General features: G+C 47.7%; 14 protein-coding genes and 1 pseudogene. All 15 read left to right on the forward strand.

Translation table 11 applies throughout. The features are described 5' to 3' along the window. Position 1 precedes the first annotated feature (1 nt). The 15 genes and pseudogenes from K2H17_RS06100 to K2H17_RS06170 all read left to right on the forward strand — a co-directional run bounded on the left by K2H17_RS06100 (position 2) and on the right by K2H17_RS06170 (position 10,239). Entirely contained in the window at positions 2-1,594 is a 1,593-nt protein-coding gene (locus K2H17_RS06100; RefSeq protein ID WP_300132636.1) for a hypothetical protein, read from the forward strand. Positions 1,595-1,662: 68 nt separating this feature from the next. Next, positions 1,663-1,872, forward strand: coding sequence for a hypothetical protein (locus K2H17_RS06105; RefSeq protein ID WP_300132639.1), 210 nt, complete (start codon positions 1,663-1,665; stop codon positions 1,870-1,872). After that, positions 1,859-2,065, forward strand: coding sequence for a hypothetical protein (locus tag K2H17_RS06110; protein ID WP_300132642.1), 207 nt, complete (start codon positions 1,859-1,861; stop codon positions 2,063-2,065). The genes K2H17_RS06105 and K2H17_RS06110 overlap by 14 nt, the downstream gene beginning before the upstream one ends. Then, the gene (locus K2H17_RS06115; RefSeq protein ID WP_300132644.1) at positions 2,065-2,658 is read left to right on the forward strand and encodes an N-acetylmuramoyl-L-alanine amidase; all 594 of its coding nucleotides are present in this window, start codon (positions 2,065-2,067) and stop codon (positions 2,656-2,658) included. Before K2H17_RS06110 ends, K2H17_RS06115 begins: the two co-directional genes overlap by 1 nt. Then, positions 2,646-3,128 carry a hypothetical protein gene (locus K2H17_RS06120; RefSeq protein ID WP_300132647.1) on the forward strand — a complete coding sequence of 161 codons (483 nt, stop codon included), beginning with the start codon at positions 2,646-2,648 and terminating at the stop codon, positions 3,126-3,128. The genes K2H17_RS06115 and K2H17_RS06120 overlap by 13 nt, the downstream gene beginning before the upstream one ends. A gap of 104 nt (positions 3,129-3,232) precedes the next feature. Next, positions 3,233-3,424, forward strand: a complete 192-nt coding sequence (locus K2H17_RS06125; protein ID WP_300132650.1) for a hypothetical protein — start codon at positions 3,233-3,235, stop codon at positions 3,422-3,424. Between the two features lie 450 nt (positions 3,425-3,874). Next, positions 3,875-4,063, forward strand: a complete 189-nt coding sequence (locus K2H17_RS06130) for a hypothetical protein (protein WP_300132653.1) — start codon at positions 3,875-3,877, stop codon at positions 4,061-4,063. 442 nt (positions 4,064-4,505) lie between these two features. After that, positions 4,506-4,775: pseudogene (locus K2H17_RS06135) on the forward strand (DNA mismatch repair protein MutS); the annotation flags it as partial. Positions 4,776-4,895: 120 nt separating this feature from the next. After that, the gene (locus K2H17_RS06140; RefSeq protein ID WP_300132656.1) at positions 4,896-5,969 is read left to right on the forward strand and encodes a hypothetical protein; all 1,074 of its coding nucleotides are present in this window, start codon (positions 4,896-4,898) and stop codon (positions 5,967-5,969) included. Between the two features lie 43 nt (positions 5,970-6,012). Next, complete coding sequence (locus K2H17_RS06145) at positions 6,013-6,246, forward strand: hypothetical protein (protein WP_300132658.1); 234 nt, start codon at positions 6,013-6,015, stop codon at positions 6,244-6,246. 17 nt (positions 6,247-6,263) lie between these two features. Further along, positions 6,264-7,679, forward strand: coding sequence for a hypothetical protein (locus K2H17_RS06150; protein WP_300132660.1), 1,416 nt, complete (start codon positions 6,264-6,266; stop codon positions 7,677-7,679). Further along, the gene (locus tag K2H17_RS06155) at positions 7,660-8,499 is read left to right on the forward strand and encodes a DUF6712 family protein (protein ID WP_300132662.1); all 840 of its coding nucleotides are present in this window, start codon (positions 7,660-7,662) and stop codon (positions 8,497-8,499) included. The genes K2H17_RS06150 and K2H17_RS06155 overlap by 20 nt, the downstream gene beginning before the upstream one ends. Before the next feature lie 80 nt (positions 8,500-8,579). Further along, positions 8,580-9,287, forward strand: a complete 708-nt coding sequence (locus K2H17_RS06160; protein WP_300132664.1) for a hypothetical protein — start codon at positions 8,580-8,582, stop codon at positions 9,285-9,287. Then, positions 9,284-9,796 (forward strand): hypothetical protein, encoded by a 513-nt coding sequence (locus K2H17_RS06165; protein ID WP_300132667.1) that lies wholly within the window; start codon positions 9,284-9,286, stop codon positions 9,794-9,796. The genes K2H17_RS06160 and K2H17_RS06165 overlap by 4 nt, the downstream gene beginning before the upstream one ends. After that, the gene (locus tag K2H17_RS06170; RefSeq protein ID WP_300132669.1) at positions 9,769-10,239 is read left to right on the forward strand and encodes a hypothetical protein; all 471 of its coding nucleotides are present in this window, start codon (positions 9,769-9,771) and stop codon (positions 10,237-10,239) included. The genes K2H17_RS06165 and K2H17_RS06170 overlap by 28 nt, the downstream gene beginning before the upstream one ends. Positions 10,240-10,301 lie beyond the last annotated feature (62 nt).

The following is a 10,301-nucleotide window of genomic DNA, read 5'->3' on the forward strand; positions in this document are numbered from 1 at the left end:
GATGGCTCAGCTTATCGGCGCCCGAACCACAGTTATTGTGGCCGGGCGACGTACCGGCAAAACCGACTCGATCGCTGCTCCTTATACCTTGAAAATGATGCAGCGCATGCCTGGCTCTACCGGCGGCATTGTCGTGCCTACATTTAAACACGGCCTGACGAACACTCTTCCCGGTCTGTTTGCTGCTTGGGAGCGATGGGGCTTTAAGAAAGGGGTCCACTATGTTGTTGGGCGGCGTCCGCCGAAGTCTTTTGCCAAACCGATTACAGAACCGCATGACTGGGAACAGGTTGTTTCGTTCTATAATGGTTCAGTGGCCGTTATTCTCTCTCAGGATCGCACTGGCGCCGCCAACTCGCTAACACTGTCATGGCTTCTTATCGACGAAGCCAAGTTCATTGATCCAGTCCGTCTGCATGAGGAAACATTCCCGGCTAATGGTGGTATTAAGACTCATTTTTCTCGCCATTCGTTCAATCATGCGGTTCTGATCCTTTCGGATATGCCACAGAGTAAGAAAGGCTCATGGTTCCTCGAATATGAGAAAAAGATGAATCCGGAAATCATCCGGGCTATCGAGGGCGGTGTTTATGAGCAATGGCGCCAAAAGCAGAAGATTCTCGAATTGAGAAAAAAGGGCGTCGAGCCGCCCTCTTATCTCCGGGGCCATCTTCGCCGTCTTGACGCCTACATCAATAAGCTCCGCTCTGTCGCTACATACTACCGGGAATATTCCTCGGTTGAGAATGTCGAACTCCTGGGCGAACAATACCTTCGAGATATGAAACGTGACCTTACACCGCTCACGTTTCAGACCTCGATCATGTGCCAAAAAATAGGCATTGCTCGCGACGGTTTCTATTCCTCCATGAAAGAGGATCATAAGTATAATGACAGTGATTTCGAGTATCTTGACAATCTCTGTTACGACTTCCAGCCCGAAGCCCTCGACTGTCGTGCCGATCGCGACCTTGACAGATACAGGCCTATCTGTATCGGCATGGACTACAATGCCAACATCAACTGGATTGTAGCCGGACAGCCAGATGAAAGCCTCGGTCGGCTTAATATCCTCAAATCGTTCTATGTCAAATATGAGCGTAAAATCCCGGCTCTCGTCGCCGAGTTCTGCCAGTATTACGCCCACCATAAATGTAAAACGGTGGTGTTTTACTATGACACAACTGCCCTGGGTTCCAATTATGCGGTCAACTCCGTCGATTTCAGACACACTATTATCGACGAATTCCGCAAAAAGGGTTGGCACGTTGTGGCTACCCCCCTCGGCAACCCCATGAGACATGAGGAAAAATACCACCTTATCAACCACGGTTTTGCCGGAAAAAACCGTCTCACCCCATATTTCAACAGGCAGAATAACGATGATCTTATACTCGCTATTCAGTCGGCGGGTGTAACTCGTGGACGAAATGGGTTCCATAAGGACAAATCCGGCGAAAAACTCGCAGAAACAGAAGATGACCGCCTTGAATTGCGAACTGATGGAACAGACGCGTTTGACACACTCTATATCGGGTGTGAGAATTTTCCGTATTTCGGCTGTTCTGTCGTCGATGTTTCCGGCGTCATGTAGTTCGTCCTGTCTTTTACCGTACATTCGTGCGTCTGTACCTTTGCAACGTAATCAATCATCTCTCCGCAATGAAAAAATCAACTATCCAGGCTCATCGCCACATTCTCGGCATTATCCTCATTATTGTGGCAATCTCTCTTATCCTATATGATTTCTTCAGTCCTCCTGTTGGAGAACTGAGTAATGTGACTCTAATTCTGTTCGCCAAGATTATCGCAGTAGCCGGTTCTCTGATGAACATCAACATTAAAAAACATTCCGACGATGAAACCATTTGAAATTCGCCTTGCAAAACAACATCGAAGCAATGCACAACATGTAAAGAATCTTCGCGCTTTCTGCGATGATCAAAGTCGTTTCAGTCGGCTCGCCCCTGAAGACCAGTCGTTAATTCTGAAACAGCTCGAACTCATGTCGAGCCTCGACACCATTCTCGAAGCTCGTATGCGTCGGCTCAATCTTCCTGTATAATGCAAACTCTGAAATTAGGCAGTCGCGGACAGGACGTCTGCGTTCTGCAGGCGAGTCTCGCCCTACATGTAGATGGCATTTTCGGGCCTATTACCGAGGAAGCTGTAAAAGCTTTTCAGTCTGACAGAGCACTCGTCGATGACGGCATTGTCGGGCCGAAAACTTGGGAGGCCCTTGGAGTTAATCCATGCCACCGAACAATAACTAAGATTATTCTTCACTGCACAGCCACACCCGAAGGGCGTGATTATTCTATCGAACAGATTAGAGAGGGGCACCTTGCCCGTGGTTTTTCGGACATCGGTTATCACTATGTAATTTACCGCGACGGATCAATCCATATAGGACGCCCGGAGTCAGTTGTCGGCGCTCACTGTAAAGGACAGAATACATGCTCGATTGGTATTAGCTATGTTGGTGGTGAAGTTGCTGACGGTAGCCATGAGCCGAAAGACACCCGGACACCGGCACAGAAGAAAGCTCTCCGCGAGCTTGTGGAATCCCTTCAGAAAAAGTATCCTGGAGCCACCGTTCACTGTCATTACGAATTTGCAAACAAGGCATGCCCCTCCTTCAAACTATGCGATTTATAATCATACTATCAATCATTCTCCTGTCGACGATCTACTCGTGCCGCTCCTCCCGACAGTCTGTCACGGACTACTCCAATACTGGCGCCCTCGAAATTAACGGGGGCCTTGACACCCACGCTTCCGTTGATATCCTCTCTCTCCTCTCAACATTGCGTGAGGTTGAAATGTCTGGAATTAAGGTCGAGTTTTTCCCGCCCGACTCGATTCACCCGGACTCTCGTGCTGCCCCTAAGGCAATAACCATCGAGAACGCTAAGGCAAAGGAATCAACTGAACAGGCCACACATGAACAGGCCTCGGTTGATGAGCAAAAGACTGAAAATCTTTCGGCTCAATCCGCTACCGATATTGAAACAGACACCCGGACCGACAATGACTTTCTCCGACCAGCCGACTGGGTGATCTTCTTCTCGATTCTATCGGCAATCATTATAATTACTCTAATCCTCCTGATCAAATCACGAAAATGACACTTTGCAAAGACAAATTTGGCTCTGATAAAATCCTCCATTTACTCATGGGTGCTATCATTGCCCTTATTGTGGGACTCTGCGTCGCTCATATCCCTCCACACATGCCTTGGTTTACTGTGGCTGTGACGCTCTCGGCGGTGTTGATCGTGGCTGTATGCTGGGAGTTCTACCGTAAGCGTAAACTTCCCGGCAACCACATCTGCATTTGGGATATCCTCTGGACTATGGCCGGCAGTGTAATTACATCTTGGGGCCCTTGGCTCATGGCTTATCTCCTGGCCATTGACGGTTAACTCATTCTCCTCTCTCGATCTCTCTCCACAGGTCGTTCTCGGTTATTCCGGGGGCGACCTTTTGTTTTTTTCTTGGAGTCTCCCTGCGGGCCGGGCTATCATGCTGCGCACCGAGCCTTAGGTCTCGGCCTGTGGTTTCTATCCCTGACTCTTTGCCTCTCGGTATTCGTTGATTTCTGCAAGCACCGGCGACAATGCTCCTGATTGCTGTTCATTGTCTGAGATTTTCCGTCCATTTTTCTGAATGCCCATGTCCTCGAATTTGATTTGAACGCTATTCACATCGCGAAGTTAGGGCTGACACGCACCATGCAAATTAGGCTGTGCTTTGGCTGAAAATCTTCCTCCCTGCGGCAGTGTATTTCCCTCCAAAAATTTGCCTCTGGTGCTTTCGTCCACCCTCTTCTTGCAATGTAAAAGCTAAATCAAACTCGATAACAAGGACGAAAAATGGAACAGAAAATCAAGAATAAAGTACAGCCATCCGGCTCACAGCAGCCTGAAATCAACAAACCCCAAGAGGTTGTAAAAGCTGCTCACCTCTCCTCCAATCCGATAAATGGTCGTATGTCAAATAATGGCACAGCGCATTTTGAAGTCGAAGTCGCAAACGCATTTTTCCGTGTCTTCAATCTCTAATAACACAACAATATCAATAACATATTAAATCAAAAGAATTATGAACACAGCAGCTAACACTACCGTCAACCCTAACAACTTCATCGTTCCGTCATTCATTGACGCCAATTATATCTCTGGCCGTCTATCGGTAGGAATCTATCACATGGCAGAACACAACACCACCGAATCTGTCAAATTTACCAATGCCGCAAATGCCCTTAATTACGCATTTCTGCTCAAAAAGCGTCATGGCATTATCATCGCCCGCCGTGCTCTTGACCTCATTCTTTGGGAAATTAAGCGGACAGGGGCTGTCAGCACTCGCGCTAAGGCTCGCCAAGAGGCAGAAGCGAAAGAGCGTGCCGAGCAGGAGGCAAAGGAAAAAGCCGAAGCAGAGGCGAAAGCTAAGGAGGAAGCCGAAGCCGTTAAAACGGTCAAAGCAGTTTCCGCTACTCCTCTCATAAAGCAATATGAGGAAATGAAGAAAAAACACCCCGATGCCGTGTTGCTCTTTCGTTGCGGCGATTTTTACGAGTGTTTTGCCGAGGATGCTCAGACAGCATCGGAGGTTCTCGGTATCACTCTAACCACGCGAGCAAATGGCAAGGCAAAAAAAATACATCTCGCAGGCTTTCCACACCATGCGCTCGACTCATACCTCCCTAAATTAGTAAGAGCCGGACATCGTGTAGCAATATGCGAACAACTTGAAGAGCCTAAGGTCACAAAGGCTAAACGCGCCAAAACAGCCTGACAAGGTGCTCGCCTCATTCATGAGGCGAGCTGCCTTCGGGGCGACCGCTCGCCGTTTGTCTTTTAAAGCATGTTCGACACTGTCTAATTTTGTGTTATGGAAACTACAATAATAAACCCTCCTCCTCAAAATTTTCCAATACTTACATCGGCTCTATACTCGTTAAAGGCAAGAACCGATAAGGCAAAGGTGTTGGTCGAGGTTATTCGCGACCCGGAAGGCGAGATTGATCGCTTTTTTTCCACAACGCTCTATTCGCATAATGGAGTGGTCGAGCTATCTGATGTCGGATCGCTTATCGAGGAACGGTTTCGCGCCAAGAGGAGACTCTGGGATATGATGGAAATTCGCATTGACGGAACTGTCGCTGAATTTACCGCCCTATACTGTGAATATAGCCTTGACCCGGACTTTGATTATACCCAGTGTTTCCTGTGTGCGTCCGGCGAATCTATCGTACATCGCAACTCTGCAATATCTCTTGCTCACTGGTACAATGGCTCTAACGAGTATCGGGTTCAAGTCGTGGGTCTCGATTCAGAAGGCAACACCGCCTCTGTTGAGCGGATTTTTACGAGAAATAGTCACTCAAATCATGTTTCATTCACTGTCAATGAGATTATACGCTATGCCCTCAATCAGACAGACGAGGAGACGGGTGCGGACTTGGTGAAAGTCGCATATTTTGCCATTTCCTATGCCTCCATGCAAAAGATTTTCTATGTCGTTGAACACCCGTTTTTCCTCACTTTCGGATTCCGAAACATGTTCAACGCATACGAATTTATTGATGTTGTTGGTGTAGTTACACGTAAAACCAAATTTGATAGGGAAACCGCGATATGCTCTGGTATTGCGAAACAGTATAATCAGACCGTCGAACGCACCTATGAAATGCAGACAGGCCCACTCACCGATGAACAGATCCGCGAAATAGAACAGCTCATAGGCTCGCATGATGTTCAGTTGTGCGCCTCCGCCTTTGATTACGATATCATAATAACCGACCACTCGATCGAGGTTGACAACGACGATGAATCGCTCTCATCGATAAAATTTACCTTCCGTTTCGTTGGTGAGCGCCCTATGCTTATTGCTGATGACATGGGTGCTCTCATGCCTTCGCGCACGCATATCTTCTCACATGAATTTACAGCAGAGTTCGCATGAAACCGACACAGTCATATTACACCGTTAAAAATCATCTATCGCAATGAAAAAGGCCATACATATTTCTCAAGCTCTCGCTATGCTCAACAATGGTCAACGTGTTTCTTTGCACGTCGTCACGGTCAAAGGTAAACTGATGGAGTGGCAGGATGTCATATCACTCAGCTATGACCGCTATAAAGGCACGAGGTCGATTAAATTCGTGCGATCTGGTGAAATCAGGACTATTCATGACGTCTGTATTGTCGGCATTGATGATTTTGACGTATTTCTCTAATTCAATCTCTCTCTCCAATGAAAAAAGCAAATAAACAGAAACCGAAACAAGAACATTATTCTCCGGGGAATTTTTTCGATACATTCTCCGTTCATAATGTTCCGCAAACCAATGTTCGGGCGGCTATCGTCACGAAAACAACCACCGTATTTCGTGAGTCCAGTGATCTTAACATCACCAAAACCCATGATGGAATCGAATATGTTACATGGGGGGCGGACGATATGTTACCGTACAATCTTCTCGATTTGATCGAGAAAGATGAAACACTCTCGACGTGTCAGATATTCAATGCCGAAGTCTGTTATGGTAGCGGCCTTAAATATTGTACCAAAGACGCGTCTTCGGCTGTAAAATCTGAGGTCGAGGATTTTCTTCTCGATAATCCAATGCCTGACTATTTCCTCGGCGTGTGTCAGGATTTCAAGCATTTCAATTTCTCTATCTCGGTCATAATCCTTAACGACGATGGCGACAAAATTGTAGAGCTACACCGTAAGCCTGCTTGCTACTGTCGTTTCTGCCCTGCGGACAAAACTACTGGCAGGATTACCAAGGTTTTGTTCGCTCCTTTCCGAAATCTCGCACAGTCGGACAAAGTCGAAGAAATCGAATTGCTTGACCCGCGATCTCCGTGGAAAGACCTTCAGCAGCGCATGGGGCTTAGAGCTACACGTAAAAATGGCGCCGGATCCCGTAAAACCAAAACTCGCAAATTTGCTATCCTGTCGCGATTTCCTGGCGTTGATTCTATGTACTATCCTATTCCACACTATGCAGCCTTGTTCAAGGGTAGTTGGTACAACATCAAACGCCTCATCGGAGAGGCAAAGATGTCGAAGCTCAAAAACGCCGCTCCAATCAAATATGTGATTGAAGTTTCTCCTCGATACTGGGATAATCTTTTTGCTAATCAGCACATTGTTGATCAGAAGAAACAGGAAGCACTGATGAATGAAAAGAAACAGGAAATGCTGGAGTTCCTCACCAACGTAGAGAATTCCGGCTCGGTTTTGTTTACTCCCAAAAGCATTTCTCTTGATGGTAAGGGTGAGACCGCTGACATCACCGTGACCTCCATTGATAGCAAAACCAAGGAGGGCGGCGACTGGGAAAGCGATATTGCCGAGGCAGTGAATATGATGTGCTTTACCATGCGCGTTCACTCTAACCTCGTCGGCTCGGTTCCGGGCAAAGCTCAGACCAACAACTCCGGATCTGATAAACGTGAGCTTTACACTATCGCCCAAGCGTTGCAAAAGCCTTATCACGATATTCTCTTCCTCGTCCATGAAATAATTATAAAATTCAATCAGTGGAAAGGGGTTCACGTTGACTGCCCGTTTATCCAGCTTACCACTTTGGACGAACATTCTGACGCTAAAGAAGTAACGACCTCTAAAACAAACAGCAATGAATCTGACAATGACTAATGATGAGCTGCGCTCTCTTATTCCTAATGTTATCCATGAGGTAGAGGGTGAGGTTCTGCTCGCCGACAAACTCGCTCCATGGATTGAAACTGCAACGGCATGGCTCACCGATAACTTTATCGGCGAGGGGTTCTCTCTCCCTGATGGACATCTGCCGCTTGCTAAGAAAATCATCGTTTATAAAGCTTTTGTCGAGGCTGTGCCATCGCTTGATATCACTCTCAGCCCCGCAGGTTTTGCTGTTATCAATACCGATGGGCGTGCCCCGGCGTCAAAGGAACGTGTCGAGCGTCTTATTGCGTCGTTGCTTTCTATGGTAGAAGCAAATATGCTCCCATTCGTCATTAACCTACTCAAAACGGCAGACTGGCGCTCTACTCCGATGGGACAATACTGGCTCGGTACGTTCATGTATGGTCTCGATGACGCTATGGCAAACAAACGAGATAAAGATTTGCTCACTACTTATCGCGTTATGCGTGACAGCGCGCTTCGTTTTGAAACGGAGCTGTCGCAAAATTATCTTGGTAGGAACGTAATGCAGCTCCTTCGCAATGCGAGGTACTGCATGCCATCTGAAGACCACACTTTGATTTTGTGCGATCTGATCCGCTGGGCCGAGTTACGTTATATTGCTTTCCATTCTCGCGACCAAAAAGCCAAATGTCCTGACGAGCACGAAGTGTGGCACCTCGTTCAGCCTATTCTCCGCGAGTTGCAATATTGGCCGCAGCTGCACGAAATGTGGAAGGCTGAAATGGGCGAAAAATTCAAAGTTGAACCTTTCAAAAACACCGTCCAGGGCGGTTTCTTCTTCTGATGGCTACTGTCGTTAATGTTTCTGTCCCTAAGAGTTGGTCGGAGTTATCTCAGGATCAACTCCGTTTCCTTCTATCTGCTATGGTTGCTGTTAATTTCGGCAACAAGAATGTCAGTTACCGCTCTCAGGAGGACTATGCGGCTCAGACTTCCGCACAGGTTCAGACATTGTGCTTTTTCAAGTGGTCCGGCCTGACTGTCATCTGCCCGTATGATTCAGGCTATCTCGTAAAGTCCGGCGACATGGAATTTATGCTGTCTGCCGAAACAGTGGCAGCTGCTCTGACTCATTTGTCTTGGACTAAGGAGCTGCCGCTTGAACCGGTCCGGCTTGATGTCGTTGACGGTGCCGAGGCTATTCCTGCCGATATCTCCTCCGGCCTCTCATTCGACGCCTGGCTCGCTTGCGAGACCCAGTGGCAGCGATATCAGGTTTGCCCCGATGACGCTCTGCTCCGTCAAATGGCCGAAATACTCTACAATAAGGAGGGGATCAAAATGACAGCAGCCGAAACTCTTGGAATCTTCTATTGGTGGGCCGGTGTCAAGAACCTTGTCTCGGCTCTGTTCCCCAATTTTTTCAAGAAAGTCGGCGGCGACAGTGAGTCTGAACCTCCGTCCTATGATGAATTGAGGCGTAACATTGACGCGCAGATCAGGGCGCTCACAAAGGGCGACATTACCAAGGAACGCGAAATCCTTTCTCTGGACGCTATGCGGGCACTTACTGAACTTGACGCGCAGGCCCGCGAATATGATGAAATCCGTAAAAAATACCCGGCAAAATGAATTACGTAAATTTCAATTGGAATGCCGCGGCCTTTTTTGAAAGGCTGACCGGCTTGAACGTGTTTGCCAAAACACACGGATATCGTTTTGCCCGCGTATCTTCTCTTGAAGGATTTCACGGCGCTCTCGGTACAATGGGCTCGACATCGGCCTTTGTCGCCGTCAGCGATACATCGCAGGGTGGTCTCGACATCGAGAACACACCGCACACTCGCAGAGTCAAGACGGTATTTCTCGCCAAACGCCATGCTGTCGATGACATGATGGCTCGCGAGCAATGTATGGATAACATGCGCGAGCTGTTCAGACAGTTTATGTCGGTATTGATCCAGGAGAAAACGAAGCTCGAAGAAAACGACATTTTCATCGACCCTCGAATCTCCTTTTCTGAGATTGACCGATATTTCTTCACCGGCTGTGCATGTGCATATTTCCAGATTGCGCTCGACACATACACTGACCTCTCTTATAACCCCGACGAATGGCTGACCCAAGAATTGACGCAATAGACGCCCGGCAAAAATTTATCGAGGCATGGAATAAGACCATGATCGACATTTGGGCCGAGCGTATCTACAAACTAAAAGTATTTGACACCGGAGCGCTTTGGCGTTCGCCGTTGGAATTGCCAGTCAAGGCCGATGGTCGGTTTTATGACATCACACTGTCGCAGAACTTTCTCGAATATGGCCTTTGGCAAGACCTTGGTGTTGGCCGAGAGCTTCGCCATGGTGATTATGAACACAATAAGGAATACATCGAGGAACATGGTCGGAAACGTGAACGTCGACCGTGGTTCTCTCTGAAATATTACTCATCAGTGATGAATCTTCGCGATTTTATGGCCGAATCATTGGGCGACGAGTTCAAATCAATGTTCTGTGCTGCTCTGGATTCGGATAACCTGCGATATAGCTCCGGGCATTACAAGCGTATGGGTTACACGCGCTGATTGTCTTTTAATCCTCTGTTTTCTCCATCTAAATTTGTGTCATTCATCGCCTGGGCTTTTTG

The sequence above is a fragment of the Duncaniella sp. genome (genome assembly GCF_029054785.1).
In the GTDB taxonomy this organism is placed as follows: domain Bacteria; phylum Bacteroidota; class Bacteroidia; order Bacteroidales; family Muribaculaceae; genus Duncaniella.

What these genes read in the sequence shown, in the direction of transcription:
- K2H17_RS06100 (WP_300132636.1), top strand. Translation starts at nt 2, where the DNA reads ATGGCTCAGCTTATCGGCGCCCGAACCACAGTTATTGTGGCCGGGCGA.
- K2H17_RS06105 (WP_300132639.1), top strand. Translation starts at nt 1,663, where the DNA reads ATGAAAAAATCAACTATCCAGGCTCATCGCCACATTCTCGGCATTATC.
- K2H17_RS06110 (WP_300132642.1), top strand. Translation starts at nt 1,859, where the DNA reads ATGAAACCATTTGAAATTCGCCTTGCAAAACAACATCGAAGCAATGCA.
- K2H17_RS06115 (WP_300132644.1), top strand. Translation starts at nt 2,065, where the DNA reads ATGCAAACTCTGAAATTAGGCAGTCGCGGACAGGACGTCTGCGTTCTG.
- K2H17_RS06120 (WP_300132647.1), top strand. Translation starts at nt 2,646, where the DNA reads ATGCGATTTATAATCATACTATCAATCATTCTCCTGTCGACGATCTAC.
- K2H17_RS06125 (WP_300132650.1), top strand. Translation starts at nt 3,233, where the DNA reads ATGCCTTGGTTTACTGTGGCTGTGACGCTCTCGGCGGTGTTGATCGTG.
- K2H17_RS06130 (WP_300132653.1), top strand. Translation starts at nt 3,875, where the DNA reads ATGGAACAGAAAATCAAGAATAAAGTACAGCCATCCGGCTCACAGCAG.
- K2H17_RS06140 (WP_300132656.1), top strand. Translation starts at nt 4,896, where the DNA reads ATGGAAACTACAATAATAAACCCTCCTCCTCAAAATTTTCCAATACTT.
- K2H17_RS06145 (WP_300132658.1), top strand. Translation starts at nt 6,013, where the DNA reads ATGAAAAAGGCCATACATATTTCTCAAGCTCTCGCTATGCTCAACAAT.
- K2H17_RS06150 (WP_300132660.1), top strand. Translation starts at nt 6,264, where the DNA reads ATGAAAAAAGCAAATAAACAGAAACCGAAACAAGAACATTATTCTCCG.
- K2H17_RS06155 (WP_300132662.1), top strand. Translation starts at nt 7,660, where the DNA reads ATGAATCTGACAATGACTAATGATGAGCTGCGCTCTCTTATTCCTAAT.
- K2H17_RS06160 (WP_300132664.1), top strand. Translation starts at nt 8,580, where the DNA reads ATGGTTGCTGTTAATTTCGGCAACAAGAATGTCAGTTACCGCTCTCAG.
- K2H17_RS06165 (WP_300132667.1), top strand. Translation starts at nt 9,284, where the DNA reads ATGAATTACGTAAATTTCAATTGGAATGCCGCGGCCTTTTTTGAAAGG.
- K2H17_RS06170 (WP_300132669.1), top strand. Translation starts at nt 9,769, where the DNA reads ATGGCTGACCCAAGAATTGACGCAATAGACGCCCGGCAAAAATTTATC.